The sequence below is a fragment of the Cupriavidus sp. 01L45 genome (assembly GCF_056399885.1).
Window position 1 is genome coordinate 134,973 of sequence record NZ_JBFTSG010000011.1, and the last position, 17,058, is coordinate 152,030.

7 protein-coding genes and 4 pseudogenes are annotated in these 17,058 nt (G+C 59.2%); 4 read left to right on the plus strand and 7 right to left on the minus strand.

Annotated elements, in window-relative coordinates; all coding sequences use genetic code 11:
- Positions 1-6: 6 nt before the first annotated feature.
- Both AC1DT6_RS10180 and AC1DT6_RS10185 read right to left on the minus strand, forming a co-directional pair.
- The gene (locus AC1DT6_RS10180) at positions 7-2,637 is read right to left on the minus strand and encodes an intermembrane phospholipid transport YdbH family protein (RefSeq protein ID WP_477114652.1); all 2,631 of its coding nucleotides are present in this window, start codon (positions 2,635-2,637) and stop codon (positions 7-9) included.
- Between the two features lie 929 nt (positions 2,638-3,566).
- Positions 3,567-4,961, minus strand: a complete 1,395-nt coding sequence (locus AC1DT6_RS10185) for an SMC family protein (protein ID WP_441634859.1) — start codon at positions 4,959-4,961, stop codon at positions 3,567-3,569.
- A 227-nt stretch (positions 4,962-5,188) separates the two neighbouring features.
- Here AC1DT6_RS10185 and AC1DT6_RS10190 point away from each other — a divergent pair.
- Positions 5,189-5,353 (plus strand): annotated as a pseudogene (locus AC1DT6_RS10190) (3'-5' exonuclease); the annotation flags it as partial.
- Between the two features lie 75 nt (positions 5,354-5,428).
- Here the strand turns inward: AC1DT6_RS10190 and AC1DT6_RS10195 are convergent.
- Positions 5,429-5,871: pseudogene (locus AC1DT6_RS10195) on the minus strand (transposase); the annotation flags it as partial.
- Between the two features lie 176 nt (positions 5,872-6,047).
- On the minus strand, positions 6,048-7,394 hold the full coding sequence (locus tag AC1DT6_RS10200; RefSeq protein ID WP_441634860.1) for a replication initiation protein: 1,347 nt from the start codon (positions 7,392-7,394) through the stop codon (positions 6,048-6,050).
- Between the two features lie 1,244 nt (positions 7,395-8,638).
- Between AC1DT6_RS10200 and AC1DT6_RS10205 the strand changes: the two genes are divergently transcribed.
- The 3 genes from AC1DT6_RS10205 (at position 8,639) to AC1DT6_RS10215 (ending at position 12,871) form a co-directional block, all read left to right on the plus strand.
- On the plus strand, positions 8,639-9,841 hold the full coding sequence (locus tag AC1DT6_RS10205; RefSeq protein WP_441634862.1) for a ParA family protein: 1,203 nt from the start codon (positions 8,639-8,641) through the stop codon (positions 9,839-9,841).
- A 3-nt stretch (positions 9,842-9,844) separates the two neighbouring features.
- Positions 9,845-10,822, plus strand: coding sequence for a ParB/RepB/Spo0J family partition protein (locus AC1DT6_RS10210; RefSeq protein WP_441634864.1), 978 nt, complete (start codon positions 9,845-9,847; stop codon positions 10,820-10,822).
- 1,866 nt (positions 10,823-12,688) lie between these two features.
- Positions 12,689-12,871: a hypothetical protein gene (locus tag AC1DT6_RS10215; RefSeq protein WP_441634866.1), complete on the plus strand. Its 183-nt coding sequence runs from the start codon at positions 12,689-12,691 to the stop codon at positions 12,869-12,871.
- Between the two features lie 374 nt (positions 12,872-13,245).
- Here the strand turns inward: AC1DT6_RS10215 and AC1DT6_RS10220 are convergent.
- From AC1DT6_RS10220 to AC1DT6_RS10230, 3 genes and pseudogenes are all read right to left on the minus strand, one after another.
- A pseudogene (locus AC1DT6_RS10220) lies at positions 13,246-13,581 on the minus strand (transposase); the annotation flags it as partial.
- 22 nt (positions 13,582-13,603) lie between these two features.
- Complete coding sequence (locus tag AC1DT6_RS10225; RefSeq protein WP_441637596.1) at positions 13,604-14,809, minus strand: IS110 family RNA-guided transposase; 1,206 nt, start codon at positions 14,807-14,809, stop codon at positions 13,604-13,606.
- A 2,029-nt stretch (positions 14,810-16,838) separates the two neighbouring features.
- Positions 16,839-17,058, minus strand: a pseudogene (locus AC1DT6_RS10230) (ISKra4-like element ISBusp5 family transposase); the annotation flags it as partial.

The window sequence follows — 17,058 nt, forward strand, 5'->3', positions numbered from 1 at the left end:
ACAATGTCAGCGTGAGCCTTCCGCCGGTTTTCGCTCCAATGCCCGTCGGGATAGTTCATCAGCAATACGCAAGCTGCGTAATAGTTCCAGCACATTTTCCTGGTGCGTGTAGTTTAGTACTATCGGCTGGTTATCTTGCAGTGGGTTCTGGCCCTTGATGGTCACGGCAGCATCCAGCCAGCCATCCGGTTTCATATTCACGCGCGCCTGAAAATCATGGATTGCCACGTTACTCAGCGTATCCAGCGCAAACTGGGCCGCACGGTTGGACTGGCCCATGGCGGTGACGCCCGCGGATGGCGAAACCTTAAGCGATAGCAGGCCTTCATTGCGCATGATCCCTCCTTGCAAGGCCAGAGAATCCTTCATCAACTGCAGTGGCAAAACCCCGCCCACGCGGCCCACGAGCTGAACTGTCGGGTTCGGGTCGTTCTGCAGGGCGGCTACCTCCGCGAGGTCGATGCGGCTCACGGTCACGGGCTGAAACTGCGGGGAGGGCCATTGCAGGGCAGGGGCGCGCAAGTTGCCGCCCAGTACTTCGGCGTAAACGTCCGTCAGGCTCCAGGTGGCCAGGTCCGATTGCATCGTCATGTGCACGTTGCGTACCGGGGTGCCCACATCTAACTCGGCCAGCATGATCGGCCCAATGCTGGCGAGAGTCAGCCCGTCTTGCCGCCATTCGACATGCACGGTCCCATCGCCGCCTGCCGCCAGAATGCCTCCCCAGTCCAACGCGAGCCCGGACGCGGTAATATCCCCTCGCAACTGCCAGTGATCCTGCCACTCCCAGCGGCCTTGGCCTTTGAGTTGCCCATTCTGGAAGGTGACGCCAAAGCTGCGGCTCATGCCAGTGGACAGGGGGGTCGTTATCTGCACCGTGCCTTGCGCACCTGTTTTCCTTCCATAACTAGTCAGCAATGCGGTCAGAGCCAACTCCGACTGCCAGGCGGGCACGCGCAGCTTGGCGTTGCCCTGCCGGCCTTCGACAGCCAACTGTCCGTCGATGCCCGGCAATGCACCGCGCGTTGTCACCGCTCCACCGGCCTTGATCTGCAAGTCACCGAATATCCCCTGTGGGCTAAGGCGTAATGGGGTCGTAGCGATAATCGTTATTGGCTTGATCAGCGTGGTTCCGATCAGCCCCTCACTTATCGTGGCGCGGCTGCCAGCGCCTAGAAACCACTGGTCGCCTTTGCCATACCAAGGCGCAACCAGCGTCAGGGTTCCGCCCTTCATATATAACGGAGGCCGAGAGCTGCACTCGACCGAGCCTTTCCAGTTTCCCAGTGTATAGCTGGCGTTGAGCACTCCCGCGATGGGTTGGTTGCCATAGTGACCATTGAACTTCGCCTGTGTCGCCCAGCGCGGCGCGTGAAAGTCGGCTACTGGCAAATGCAGCGCCAGCAGGAGGCTTGGCCCCTTGACAGTCAGGCTGGCCGGCTCGCCCGTGAGGCCTGCGGCATCGATACGCCCCTGCCAAGACCCAGTCAGGTCATGGCCGGCCGCTTTGCCGGCCAGCTCAAGCCGCCCTTGCCAGYCCCACTGGACTTGCTGCCAGGACAATAAGCTGTCGACGGTTCTAACGCTGAAGTCTCGATATCGAAGGTCGGCAGAGACGGTACTCTTGCCGACTAGTGCCAGCGGCAGAACCACCGGACGAGGCCAGCTCAGGCGCAGTTCGTCTGGGAGCCGTATCGCCGCAGGCAACACCGCCAGTTCCTGCTGATTCCAGCGTAGCGGCACCGTACCGGCCAGCTTGGGTCCGTCCAGCGTCAACATGCCCTGGCCGCGTGCCACGCCGCCGCCCTCCGTATTCAGGTTTAGCTGCACTGTACCTTGCGGGCCTGTCGCCCGCAGGTCCAGGCTCAAGGCATTCACCCCGTCCAAGTTCCCGCTGGCCTGGAGCCCTTGCCGAGCGTCCAGGCTCCAGCCGCCCCCGATCGCAACCGGTGCCCCCAGCACCGCGTTCAACTGCCATTGCTTGGCAGCGAGGCTGGCCTCAATGGTCGTATCTGTCCGTTCCGACTGCCCCCTATAACCCAATTGTTGCCCCTGCGCCTGCAAAGTGCCGTCCAGCCGATTGGCCTGCCACAATCCATTGCTCATGAAGGTCAGCCCGCCCAGGAGCTCGGGGGCAATGTCAGCCGCCTGAACTTGCCCTTGCGCGGTCCAACGCCCGGAAATGCGGTCATAGGCAGCGGCCGCTATGCTGCGCCGATACGATGCCTGTACTTGCCAGCGCTGCTCGCGCTGGCGAATGACCACCGCTAGGGGCGGCAAGCCGGGAATGGAGAAGGCGTCGATTGAGAGATCGAAGGGCGGCATCCAGGGGGGTGGAATCAGCTCTTCCGCACCTGCTGTTTCGCATTTGGGCAGGCTCATGCTGGTCATGGTGATCGTCACCGGGCGCCAGCCGGTGACCCGCAATCGTTCGCCAAGTGCGCTGACACAGCCATTTTTCAGTCTTTGCCACTGCGCCAGTTCCAGTCCGCCCTGCCAGTTGAGGCCCTGGGCACGCATACCGTATGCATAAGCTATGATCACCATCGCTAGTAGTATCCCTAGTGGCAGCAGGGCTAGCAGAATCAGCCAACGATAGTAGCGACGCACAAACGCAAGACGAGAGCTCATCCTCATTTACCGGTCATCCTACCTATGGTTCGCAAGGGGGGGCGGCCTCCAGTCGCAAGTATGCCGCATCCCGCTCGTCATCCGATTTTGGCCGGGCGCCTGCTCCCATGCCGCTCCGCACTGACGACCCACCCTCAATCGTTCACGAGTGTTTGCGCGCCCGCTTGGATATCTTGAGCGCCCAGATTCGCATCTCCAGCTCATCGGCCTGAGCGAACCCGCACTGGGAGGAGAGAACCTTGGCATAGCCAGGAGAGTCGAGCCAGCGATTTCCCGCAGTCCATCATCCTGGCGGTCGCGCGCCTCCTCAAATGCGTACCAGATCGACACTGCGGCCGCCACGAGCCCGATGACGAAGTGCCGGCCTCTAGGTATGCACAAGTAGCTCACCAGTGTTCCTGCTTGGCGAGGCCTCGTGGATTGGGGCCTTCCTGCAAACTTAGCAGGCAATGGTATGAAAATCCAAGCGCCGCGTGCAGCACCAACGCCACCACGACACTACTGTCCTTGCCACCGCTGTAGGCAATGACCACCGGATGCGCAGCTTGCAACAGGCGAAGGATCGCACCTAAAGCACGGTCTATCTTCCGCTCATTGGATCGAACGCGCCCTGTGGAAACAGCTAAATGGTCTGACACATGGTAGAGACCCCTCGTAGGAAAGAAAATGGCGCTCCCGAGGGAGCGCCGAAGGTTAAGAATGGCCGGGGGCTGGGGTCAGCCGAGTGCGGCCGAGACGATGGAACTGCCAATGGCATAGACGACGGGTCACCGCATCGGCTCCTTGCTTCCCGGCTGCGTGTGATGGTCACAAGCGGCCAGCACGCGCAGGACGAGGTAGAGCAGGAAAAGAGATTTCACGAGTTTCATGGGATGCCCTGTACGGGGGACAGGGCAGCCCCGATGGGGCGTGCCCCATCGGGTTAAAGACAAAAACTAGGCAGCGAGCGCCACCAGGTCAATCACTGCGTCGGCCTCATCAACCGACTCAGGCGTGTGGGAAATGAAGAATTCCCGCTCATAGCCGCCCTGACGGAGCACCTCGCGCTTCATTTGCATGAAGGCGCGTTTGCGCTCCGGGTCGAGCGGGCCGTCGGCCTCATCTGTGAACAGCGTCTGGAAGGGCTGACCCGAGTCCTGCGCCCGGTAGAGCGCAATACCACGGGTCAAACACTCATTGATCCAGATCTTTTGCCCGCCAGACAGCAAAGCGAAGTTCTTCACGCTGTCCCGGTCGGCGTCATTCACCTCGATCTCGAAGCCCTCACGCTTCTCGCCATTGGCCAGCGTCGTCTGCGTCTGAGTCGCGATGGTGAATCGCGCTCCATAGCAGGCGAGCAACAGGTCGTTGACGATCCGCGTGAGCGCCGGACCGGCGTCGTCGATGGACAGCGCGATCACGCCGTCGTTGCCGAGCGCCTTCGCCAGCAGCTTCCACTGCGCGATTTCGTCGGAGAGCCGATCGGCCTTGCCCTGTACCGCAGGCTGGCCGGACAGCACCAACTCCAAGCGTTCGCGCTCGGTCGCAAGACCGGTTTGCTGGCGAATCAATGCCTCGATCCGGGCATCCAGCGCAACCACTGCCTCGCGGCTCTGTCGCAGACGGGTGTCCAAGGCGGCGATGAGGCCGGTGACGTCCTCAGTTGCCAGCCCGGACAACTCGCGCTGCACCACCGACAACTGCGACTCGGCTTCGGCAACGTCCCGGTCATACCGGGCCGTGCTGGTGGCTTCCTCGTCAGGCAGAGCGGTCGCGTCGCGTTGTGCCTGCGCCAACCCTTCCTGCGCCACATCCAACATCGGCTTCTTGGCCGCGAGGGCGGTCAACCGTTGCAACTCCTGCTGATCGCGTGCCAGTGCCGTCTGCAAGGCCGCCAGGGCGGCGCGTTGGGCTGGCAACTCACCCAGGGCTTCCGCCATCGGCTTCATCGACTGCTGCTTCGCCTGGTAGCTGGCCCGCAGATCCTTCACGAGGATGACCTGCTCGGCCAGCTTGCCCTTGGCGTCACGCGCCTGCGCGAGCAACGGGCACGTGCTGTGCATGGGATCGGCCCGGCATGGCACCGTCTCAATGACATCGGCCTGGCCCTTCAACGAGGTGGCGAACTGGGCGGCGGACCTTCCGCGCGCTTCTAGTCCCTGCAACTCGGTCGCGAGCGCGGCATGCTGCGCCTGCTGTGCGTCCAAGCTGCTGACCGCCTGCTGTAGCGTGGCAAACTCGCCCTGCTTCTGGCCGATGATCATTTGCAAGGCGTCGCGCTGCTCGGCGGCCGCGAGGATGGCCGGCCCTTCGGCCAACATCAGCTTGCGGCCGGCGATCAGCTGCTCCAACTCCCGGCGCCTCGTGGCGGCGCGGGTGGCCGCAACACGCTGGTCAGCATCCAACTGCCGCCGGCGCGCTCCCAGCTCGGTTTCCCGTTGCCTGAGTTCGCGCAGACGCGCTTCGGTAGCCGCGCTTGCGCTTTGCTTGGCCGCCAGTGTCGCGCGCTCCTGCAGGAGCTTCGCGCCATCGGCAGTCTTCGCATCGCGGTCGCTACGCGCCCCGGTCAGCCGTGGGAGTGATTCGTGCCGAGGAAACGGTAATACCAGATGATGGCAGCACCGAAGCTGACGAGCGCAGGCTGTTCTACGTAGCACTCACACGCGCCAAGGACTGGCTTTATGTAAGCACTGCAAAGAAGAACCCAACTTCACGATTTGTGATCGAGGCCGACTTGGCCTAGCAAGGGCATGGGATACTAGGCATACCGGYGGTTGATTTGGAGCCGCCACAACCGTTCGGAGCCCGTTTGGATAATTCAAGGATGGGCGACTTTGCGTTACAGCACCGCCCATTGCGATATAGACCATGGCCTCGGACACATCAGGACGCCGCTCGTAGTCCCTGACAAGGCGACGCCAGCGAATCATCCAACCGAAGATACGTTCCACCACCCACCGCGAAGCCTACCTGATACTCGTGACGGCGCACCACCTGTACGACGAAATCGAGCGTCGCAGCCTTAGCTATCAAAGTGCGACGATCGTACGCACCATCTACAAACAGATGCTTCAGTCCCGGCCAGCGCTTCTTTAGCGCCTCCAGAACCGCCAATGCCCCGGTACTATCGGCGATGTCCGCAGTCAGGTTCACCATCAGAAACCGGCCATTCGTATCCACGGCAATATGCCGCTTGCGCCCGACGATCTTCTTTCCCGCGTCATAGCAGCGCTCTTTTGCCGCCGGCGCTTTCACCGATCGGCTAGCGTGCCTGTATCTGCTGGGGTCGCGCCAGGGACTCTTGACGCGGCTATCACTTCTGCCCGAGAGCCTGCCACCTTTGGCCCTTTGACATGCCGCAGACCGAAGGCGCGCCATACCAATTGATTGAAACGGCAGACTCCGCGAAAACTTGGATTACAAACAGGCATGCGGTGTTAAACCTGTCCGCTCAAGATGTACGAAAGGATGTCGTCCGATGACGGCTCTCCCCAAGTGCGAGCAGCAAGCCAGCGAAAGAAGCTGGACTGCGCAAGTTTGGTGGGCTTCTTTGAAGTGACAAGCCGTAGATCCGCGGCGGCGCATTGCTCGTTGTACTCGGTGATCAGCGAGGCCTGTTCCTCGGCCGACAGTTCCAGGAAATACCGCTGTGCGTCGGGAAGACGCGCAGCAATATACTGATCCTTCGCTTCGGCGGGAGTTCTGGCACTTGCTGTCTTGGAGGCCCGTGCCTCACCACGCTTTTCCTCGCCTATCTCAGCGCCCTTGCCCCAATCCTCAGTCAGCGATTTGCGGAAGTAGGCGGCCACGTTATCCACGGCAGGAGAGTTCTTCTTTGCGACCCGAGCGCGCGTGTACGCGACCGCTTGCTTGACTCGGTCCGCCCCATAGGTGCGAACCATCTTCTTTGCCTCGGTGAGAGGTACTCCAAGCTTTACTACTGCCTGGACCAGGTCAGAGTGCTGCTGCTCCTCCTGGGACGTGGGTTCCTTGCGGTTGATCTTGAACTGCAAATCAGTCACTGACCTGCCGTTCTTGTGTTCGATGAGCTCGATCAGATGATCTGAGACGGTGTTGATCTCTGAGATACACGGATTGAGCACAGCACGCTTGAAGATCTTATATTCCTTGTACTTTGTCTCGCTCTCCTCTCGACCCAGGATCAGATTGCGAAAAACGGGCAATGGAATACGAGCAGTGACCCCTACTCTCTCATAGCGAACTGTGTTCTCCCAGAGAGCTAGCGAGTGAGCACGACGAAACAGCTTTGCGATGCGCATGTCGATCATGGCGAATCGCTCCGGGTTGAGCAGTTCCTCCGAGATCTGAGGCGCAAAGGAATAGGAAAGCTGAGAGCCGGTGATCTTTGCACCGGCCACCAGCGTCGAACCGGTCCAGGTCGCAGTCCCATCGCTGTTCAGTTGGTCCCAGTCCACAACCGTGCGCATCAGGGATTTGGCAGTCTCCTTGATGTAGCCTGTGTCCTTAGTGGTCAAGCCGAGACCAGCCATCATCTCCGGAATCGAGATCTGGAAGATGTTGGGCGCATCGCTCTTCGAAAGCCTATGCTCGATCGCGTTTTTGATAAGAGCGTTGAAGAGGCGCCGCTGCTGAAGAGTGAGAGCCCCTCCGACGGGCGAGAGATGAATTGCCTGGACAGCCTTCTTGAATGGCTCTGGCACTTCGGGTTGCTGGAACAGGGCGATCTGCGCGCCCTTCTGACCCGCGGCTGGTTTCGTCATAGGAAAGGGTTGACGGTGAATTGGTGAAATCTTAGTTGCCATTCGTTCACCTATCAAGGCTTTGTGCTCCGGGGCTGCTCGAATGGGCGGAGCACAAAGAACGAGAGGCTTCCTTGCGTTTGAAATCTGGCACTTACAAGCGGTTTCTCATCCCCTGCCTAAGTTGCTTCATCCCCAAAACACTTCACCTAAGGCCTGAAAGGCACCCAAATTCATTCACCTTTTGGGGAGGCAGGGGCAATCTGCTGGGCTCCCTGGTGCGCGCGGCTCGAAAGGTGAAGGTTTTTGGGTAGCTTTTGAATTTAGCGCGTTCACAAAGCGGCCTTTACTGCACTCACAAGGCAGTTCTCAAGTCCTGATGCTCCTCATCACAAATTTAGTGATGCATACGCAACTATTCTGATGCTGACTTGCTCTCGGTCCCCAAAAACCTTCACCCTCATCTACCCCAAATTCATTCACCAATGATCTATCTTTGTGGGATGAATGAGAGTGACCACTTACAAAGTGCCGCCTCAAAGGCTTTCACCTTCAAAGCCCCCAAATTACTTCACCTATGGCTCGGCCCTTGGGCATTGGTCCAAATGCGAGCATCGCACCGCCTCAAAACCCTTCACCTTAGGGTCACCCTAAATCCTTTCACCCTTCACAACCGCCACCTAGCACCGGCCCCAGATTGGTAACGCCACCCCCCAAATTCGTTCACCCTGGCATATCCCCAATACAGTTCACCCTCGAGCCATTGGAGATGGTGATCCGGTTTCCCCTCAATACACTTCACCAATTCCCCAAATCCACAGCCTTCCCAACCCAATCAGTTTCACCTGTCCCCCAAATCCACAACCCCTTGGCCCCAACAGAGTTCACCCAATCCCTAAGAGATTTCACCTATCTACCCTGCAGCCCTTTACTGGCGCGGTTCTTGAGGCGCTAAAGGTTTACTTAAAGGTTTACAGTGTTTACTAAAGCACTTAAACAAGGTTAGCCAGGATGAGATGTTTTCCTGAAGCTAGCCACTCGCCCAAAGGCCGTTCCAAGGTGCTCATTGAAGCTTCACCCTTCCTATTGGTCAGCAACCTTTGATCTCAGATCGCATGTCAGTATTTCCCTTATACCAAGGACTTTGTCCCTTAAAACTGACCGGTCGTGTCGCTGCTGTGGTTACGGAGGTGACGTAAACTGCTTGCGGTTTACCTAGTTGACAGCTATTCTACGGCCAACCTCCGAATCGAGGAAAACCGTCTACTTTTAGCATTTTGGGTTGTTTCTAGGAAACCTTCAAATCTATGGCAAGAACCAGCCTACTTAAAGCGGAGTTCCCGCGTCCGGACAATACAGGTGACGAGGCGCTTACCATTGATGGGCTGGCCGAAGTCGCTGCCCAGGCGAATGACGTATTCAGTCAAATCCGTGATGCAATGCTAGAGCCCTATCCTAGGAAAATAGCCCCGACGTTTACGAGCACGCAAATCGCTAGCATGTGCGGGATAGACAAGGCGCGTTTTCACTACCTGGCGTCAAAGGGCGGCTTGCCTTCAGGGACATCGCAAGGAAACGGTCGGACCAAAGTCTTCACCCTGGAAGACACCATTACGTGGGCGAAATCGGCGGCTGGCCGCATGTCGCGTCCAGATGGTGCGCGGGGCCGCGTGATCACGGTTGGCAACTTCAAAGGTGGCGTGGCAAAGACCACGACAGCAGTCTGTCTGGCCCAGGCGTTAACTCTGCTCGGACGCAAGGTGCTAATCGTGGATTGCGATCCGCAAGGTACAACCACACAGCTTTGCGGCTGGGCGCCAGACGCGGAAATCGACGAAAGCCAGACGTTACTTCCGCTTATTTACGGCGACCAGTCCACATTGAACTATGCGGTCCAATCGACATACTGGCATAACCTGGACCTCATCCCAGCATCTTCAGCATTGTTTGATGCCGAGTTCGAAATCCCGTCGAAAGTCCTCTCGCAATCTGGTTTCGAGTTTTGGGACATTTTGAGGAAGGGGCTCTTGCCGCTTTCCGAAAAATACGATGTGATCGTGATAGACACTCCCCCTGCCCTTAGCTACATCACTATTAACGCGTTGATCGCCTCGGATGGCATTTTGATGCCTTGCCCGCCCGATGGACTTGACTTCGCCAGCTCTACGCAGTTCTGGCATTTGTTCTCCGATATTGCGAAAAAGCTGCCAGGTCTGCTCGAGTCGAAGCGCTTCGACTTCATCAATATTGTCCTGACCAAGGTCAAGGCGGATGCCGTATCCAAAGTCGTCCGCGAGTGGATGGTTAAGGCTTACGGCTCACGCGTTCTGGATATCGAGATACCCGAGTCATCGGTACCGAAAGGGGCATCGGCACAACTGTCCACAGTTTATGACCTCTCCAAACCGGACGGAAGCGTCGAAGCCTACCAGCGCTTCCGCGAGCCGCTTGATCGGCTAGCGCTGCACGTCGACGATAAGCTCACAAGGGCTTGGAAAATTAAGGAATAAGTAATGGGTATCGGCGATAGATTGCTAGCGAAGACTGCGAACGTCACTGTCAAACCGGGGGCCAGTCCTACACCTGCAGGCGCGGCACCAAAGACTTCACCTGGTCGCATGCTGGCAGTCCAGTCAGCGGTCGCTGCTGCGGAGAAACGGGCAGCCGACCTGGAGTCGAACCTCGGGAAGGCGGTCGACGTGTCTATAACGGAGGTGGTTGAGATACCAGGGCGCCGCCGGAAGCTAACCGCAGAGCAGTACTGTGAACTGAAAGAGAACCTGCGTGTCAACCCACTCGTGCACCCCGTGACCCTGTTTAGGCGACCAGATGGCACTCTTGAGTTGATCGCTGGCCACAATCGGTTCCACATCTTCAAAGAGTTGGGGCGAACGACAATTCCGGCGATCTTCTCCCACCTTGAGGGTACTGAGGAGCACGAGCTAGCAGCTTTCTACTCAAATCTGCTATCCCCTTCACTTCCCGATTTTGAGAAATTCGAGGGTTTTTATCGCCATCAGCAACAGACCGGCCGTAGCCAGCGGGACATCGCCGCTGGTGCTGGGATCAGCGAGGCGCAACTAACTAAGCTGTTCGCCTATGCGCGCCTTCCGGAGGAAGCGCTGCAAGCACTCCGAAATGCCCCGGATCGAGGATGTCTGGGCGCCAATGCCGCTTACGAATTAGCTGCAGTGATTGCGGAACGTCCCGAAAAGACCGACCTCGTTGTCGATGCCATACAGCGTTTGGCTACCGATGCCAAGTTCTCGCAAAAACAGGCTTTGGCTTTTGTGACCGCGGTGGCAAAATCCGCAAGGGAGCCGGGTCAAACTCGCACCATCAAGTTGGGCAAAAAACAGATATGCGTTGTGGGAAGCCGGAACGGCGTGATTGCCATCCGCTTTAAAGACGTGGCGGATGCGGCGAAATGGGAGGCCCGCTTGGTCGATTTCTTGGAGAAGGAGATTTCTCTGTCCAGAGATGCAAACTAACGCCCTTCGCGGCGGAAGAGAGTCCCATAAGATGATGGTGCGATAAGTTTCCCTTCTCGATTGAATACGAAAGGCCTGGATTTTCATCCAGGCCTTTCTCATTTTGCCTCACGATGCTTGCGCCCCGCACACCAAGGCCATTGCTTATCCGTCCCCTCCACTTCACCGACACGGGCGTGTATTAGGTGGCATCATCCGGTGCGCCATATCCGCCGTGACGTTCAGATACCACCGCCTCCTCGCCCCCCCATGAAGCGGGAGACGTCGAAAGACAGTGCCGGGCTGAAGGGACAAATAGAGGCTTGGTCCCAGACGCAACCAGAGTGCCAGCGCTTGGTGACGATTTCAGGGATTGGCATGCTCACGGCATCGGCGCTAGTCACCACTATCGGCGATGCACGCGACTTCCAATCGTGGCAGTAACTGTCGGCCTACCTCAGGCTGGTGCCGCGTCAGCATCGCACGGGGGCAAGGTGCGCCTCGGCGCGATCAGCTAACACGGTGCCGCTATCTACGCATGCTGCTAATCCACGGAGCCAGGGCAGTTCTGTTCCGGGCCAAGGACAAAGGCTTATGTTGTGAACAGCCGGCGTGCCGTCGCACTACCAACGTGACGGTAGTGGCTAGCCAACAAGGCGGCGCGAACTGCATGGGCCGTGCTGGTGGGCAATGAGCCGTTCGGGGCGGCAGGCTTGGTCTGCATTAGGCCGGATAGAAGTCTGCTTGAGCGCGCCCCGGTTTGCTGGGTCACGCGGTGCTCAGGGGGCAATGCTCGTCCATCTGGGCACGGAGGGATAGCGCGCAGGGCGGAGCCATCCTTGACTGGGGTCGATTGCTGTCGCGAATTACCTATGCGATGACATCAAACCTTCGAATACGAACCGATGCCCGATGGCGAGCAGCCGCTCGACATCCGCCGCTTCGCTGGATCGGTGCCGCTTCATGTAGCAAGGCACTGGCCTTGCAGATGATGAGGCGGTCAATGTTGTAAGGGAGGGACCCGCCAAGTTCGCCTGTGAAGTGAAAGGTGCAGTGATGCCGCCAGCAGCAGAAACCAACCGAAGTGGACTCAACGAGCGGCGTCATGCCGGCACTGGGCCGTAGGAGACGTCCTCCCCAATTCCGCGCAAACTGCGGCGGCCGACGGCTGAGGGCGGGGACGATTTCAACGCCGAGTTCTTAGTTGGCAAGGCCGTGGCCGTCCCAAAGCCGACCTTATGCCCAAGCAGAAATTGAGAAGTGGACAGTGCCGGACCCTCATTGTTGTGCTGCGCGCTAACCTGCTCACCTGTGTAGCCTCCGATGGGCCGCAAACGCTTCCTTGAAATGCCTGAGGCGTTGGGGCGATTTCGGCCCATTCAGATTCGTTCATGCAATGCGCTTGCGCGAGTTGGTTGCGCGAGATGCGTRATGCTAGGAAGTAGGGCGCTTGGCCCATTTTGTCGCATCTGGATTGGAGCGTCTGCCGCAGAAATGCGCTGGGGTCGTTGACGGTCAGCTGCCCCCTGCCGTCCCCTAGCCTCGATGATGACGCGCTCGTCGCCGCGATGGATGACGTCGACAGGCTTTCCGCGCGCCTCCACGCTGTTAGCGCGCAAGGTGCTCGAGTTGGACAGCCGTAAAGTTGATGTAGATGGCTTACCAAGACGTTTCTACTAGAAAGTCGTTTATAATCAATCACTTAAATTTATTTCCCGCTTGCTAGACAGTGGGGAGCAAGACGGCATCTATCTTGTTATTTTCTTAAGTCATTGATTTTTAAGTGTTTTCTAGTAGAAATTCATCGAGTGACCCGAATGCCATAGGGGAGGGTAGGCGGACGTCTATCGAAGGTAGGTTCAAGGCGGCGTGTAGCACCAGCGCGTTTTGCTGATCCGCCGTTTTGAGCGGCATGAAGCGCATGTGCGGCTGGCCTGCGGCCTCGTAGATCGCTTCGGCATCCAGCTTGTCGTTCTTCACGTGCTGACCGCCTTTGCGGTACGGCGCTGCGAACTGCGGCGCGATCAGGCGGACTTCATGGTCGAGCGCGTACAGCTTGCGTCACAGTAATGGGCTGCGTTGCACGCTTCCATCGCGACCAGGCAGGGCTGGAGGCTCGCAAACCGATCGAGAAGCGTCCGCCGTGAGAGCGCATTTCTTAATGCGATCCACGCCGTGTATCACGATCAGGTTCTTGGCTAGATCCACGCCTATACGAGCAATCTTGTCCATGGCCGTCCCCTGCTCAGATGGGTTACCCAACACCCACTATCTTGGCTCATCGCTATGCCACGAGATCGGGAAAGTCCTTGCCATCGAAGCGACTGAACAGATCCTCCCGTAGCGCCGTAGATCCTCTCATGAGAAACAAATGGAAACGGCGGGTTTTTAGGGCGTTGGGGTTGGGGCTGTTGGGGTGATTTGGAAGCCCAGCGTGGCAGCGCGGCGCTTGAGGGCCCCGCAGCCACGCAGGTCATGCGGGCGCAAAGCTGGCGGTAGAAGGCGCCGAGCGCCGAGTGGCTGCGCGACAGGCTCATGGCTGCCATTTTCAGTGCCTGCCGGGCGCGGTTAGCGGAGGGTCGGGTGCCGGAAGATAGCGTCTTGCCGCCACCGATCTTGGTGCCGGGGCACAGCCCCAGCCAGGAACAGAAGTGCTTGACGTTGGTAAAGCGGCTCAAGTCAGGCCCGATCTCCGATAGCACCGAGGTGACGGCCAACCCGTTGATGCGGGTCAGGTCCACGCCGGCCCAGCGCGCGAGCGCGGCACGCGCGTCGAACTGAGGGGCGCCCCTATGCGTTTCGTCAAGCACCCGGGGCAGATTTCGGCTGGTAGAAGGTGCCGTCGCGCAGCATGACGAACAACACGTCGTAGCGTCTTCTGGCAAGAGCGATGAGCGCCTGATTGTGGCGCTTTCCCTGCTGGACCTTGCGAGCGTAATAGCCCCTCGATATCCGATCTCGCAAGGCTGCAAAGGCTGAGAGGAACAGCGCTCTCTTGAGTACCTTGTTGCCCCGCCCGGACGGATGTTCGCCGCAGATAGACGAGCCTGAGCGGCGGGTGACCGGGGCGAGACCGGCGTAGGCGGCAAGATGCGCGGCCGAAGCGAAGGCTTTGTGTGCGACCTCAGTGAGGAGTCTGGCGGCGGTCCTGACGCCGACTCCAGGCATGCTGGTCAGGACCGGCCAAAGAGGGTGTGCATGTACCAGGCGCTCGACTTCGCTGGCGACCTCGTCGCGCTGTTTGCGTAAGGCGGCGAGTTGCTGGGCCAGACGCGGCATGACGGTGGTGGCTGCCTGCGTGCCGGGTGCGACCACAGCGTGATCACCGAGCGCCTGAACGATTTCGCCCGCAAGGCCTTTGCCCATACGCGGGGCGAGTTTGGTCAGGCGGTTGGCGAGCGTCTTCTCGCTGGTCGAGGCAAGCTCGGCGGGCGACGGGTAGCGCTCGAGCAGATCGAGCACGGCCGGATGGTCCAGGCGAGGCCCCAGAACCCGTTCCGATGCGGGATGTATCTGGGTGAGCAGGCCGCGAATGCGGTTAATGGTTTGGGTGATTTGGGCAGCCAGATCGTCGTCGAAACGGTACAGCACGGTGAGTCCAGCGAGTGGCTCGTCAGCGAGTCGAAGCGAGCGCAGCGTATGCGGCATCGATCGCGCGGCCTCGGCGATGATCGCGGCATCGCGGGCATCGGTCTTGGCTTCGCCCGCGTGCAGATCGGCGATGCGGCGCATGGCCGGACCCGGCAGATAGGCGACCAGGACGCCTTCGTCTCGGGCGGCTGCGACCGGCAGCGCGCAAATGGTGGCGGGTTGATCGACGACGAACAGGAGTTGGCCGTGCGCCTTGAGGTCGGTGATGAGGGCGCGCAGCTTGGCCTCATCGTTGGGCAGCGCTTTGTTGTACAGACGCTTTCCGGTCCGATCGAGCGCGACAGCGTCATGATGGCCTTTGCCTACATCAACGCCGACGAAGACATCGACGGAGTCATGTTGTTGGTTTTCTTGCATCGAAGTTTAGGCGGATTGAGCGGGTTGGCCTGCAACAACGGTGGCAAGTCTCGGCGTCCACGTTACGGACGGCCTCAGGATGTTCCGGCCGAGTCCCTAATAGCGATCACCAGTCACCCACCAGGCCCGGTGACAACACCCCCCGGATCATGGACGACTGGGGGCGAGATTCATGCTGGGCCTGGCTGGCCAAAGCCCCAATTATCGGGGCATGAAGATAGTAATGGGGTTCGGATGCATCTCATCGTCTTCCCGTGTGCACATGGCCATGTCCTGCTCCCGGCTGGTTGGTTGAGGGCAGCACCAGCGGAAGCATCAGAATCGACCCGATCTCTCAAACGGGATGCGGCTCGCGCCGCTCACTAATGTCACCGACGATTCTCGGACCATGCTATGTACCGGGCTCGCCACGCGGCGTCCGGTGACGTCGCTTGCGGGCACCAGTGATCTTTCGGTCATCGAGGGGTTGCCGCCTGTGTTATATCGCACCATCGGTCGCTGCAGTGGAGATACTGGAGTTTGATCGAAATCGACTAGCCAGTTCCGCCAAATGGCTTGACAAAGTGCTGCTCATAGATGGAATTCCCACCCTCCCTTTCCGCGCAAAGCGCAGCAGCCAAAAGCTGAGCGACGGAAGGATGTCAATGTGCCATGAATCGAGAGCTGTGCTGGGAGAAGTCCTTCCCCAAATCCGTTCACCTAAATCCACTGTGCCGGGTGCTAAGGCGAAACGAGCCCGAATCATCTTGGACGGCAGTCAGCCTCGTTTCGTCCGGCACAGAAGCACCCTTGCGCCAGTGAAATCCGGGCAAAGGGCCGGGCGCTGAAGTGCGCGGGCGCACAACAGCACAACGGGGGCCTGACCACTGTCGCCGATCTGGATTCCCTAAAAGGCCCACCGGCCCTAAAAGAAGGGGCGGGCCGATATGGTTCCCCAACCGGTGCAGGTATTGATTGCGCGCTGACGGTCTGAAGCCACTTCTAGCGTCATGCAACTCGCAGCTCGTGAGCCTGGGCGGGAATCCAGCTGTAAGTATTTGATTTATATTATGAACTGACACTTACCGCATTTAACAGGCCCAAACTGTCAAGCAGAATGCTATGCCGATAATCAGTACAACGACCCTGCATAGCATTTCATCGGTGTGTTCGCCGGTTGCGACTCGTGCGGCCGCAGCTTAAGCCGAAGATCATAGCCACCGAACGAATGCGCACGATCTTCGGTGCGTCGTGATGAGCACCGCATGTCTTGCGCCAGCACGTGAAGGGGTTCGAAGCGCAGACTGCGACGGTTGTGATCGTAGTATCCGCCGCACCACCGACTGCTTGATCTGCCGTCCGATTGCGCACCCGTGAAGGCACCCAAGCGCTCAGATGGGTTTAGGTGAACGGATTTGGGGTGCCCACCCAGAGTGCCGAGCGGGGCCATTGAGGAAGAAGCCGAGAGGAAATTCCGAGCAGCGGGCCTCGCTATTGAATCGCCCCGGCTGCTGGTGCAAATCGTCAGTTGCTAGCCACGGTAGGGTGGTGGCCTTGCACGGTACGACGTTCGGCGCGATGGCAGAAGCCGGATCGCATGAACTGCTTCGCGATTGCGAGCGGCTGACTCCGCTACCGCTGCGCCGATTGTGGGCGAGCCTTCCGCGGCGCCAACGGTAGCTGGTCCGCAGTGCTACCCGGGTCCTCGATCCGAGCAACCCAATCAGCAAGCTCAACGCGTGGGTCGCGGCGCATCGCCAACGCTCGCGAGGGATGAAGTAGTCAACTGGGATCTCCACCACCCACACTACTTGCGCGGCCGCGTGTGCGTTCATGAACCCGTTCCATTGCGCCACCACCGACTGCTTGATCTGCCGTCCGATTGCGCACCCGTAAAGGCACCTAAGCGCACGGATGGGTTTAGGTGAACGGATTTGGGGTGGCCACCCAGAGTGCTGAGCGGGCCACGGAGGAAAAAGCCGAGAGGAATCTCCGAGCAGCGGGCCCCTCCAAAATGTATCGCCACGGCTGCTGGAGTTGAGGGAAGCCGTTAAAAAGCCCGGGGCGATCTTTGCCAGGGCCAAGACACACGTCTCTGGCCAATCCATGGAAACTGCCGCCGAGCGAGTTCGTGGAATTCCTGGTTCAAGAGGGCGACGCGCACTTGCACGACACTGTGTGCTCCCGCACGACTCCAACGCATATGTTGGCTTTTACACATCCGACGGCCAACGATTCGATTGATAGATGACTCGACGAAGCCGGTCGCG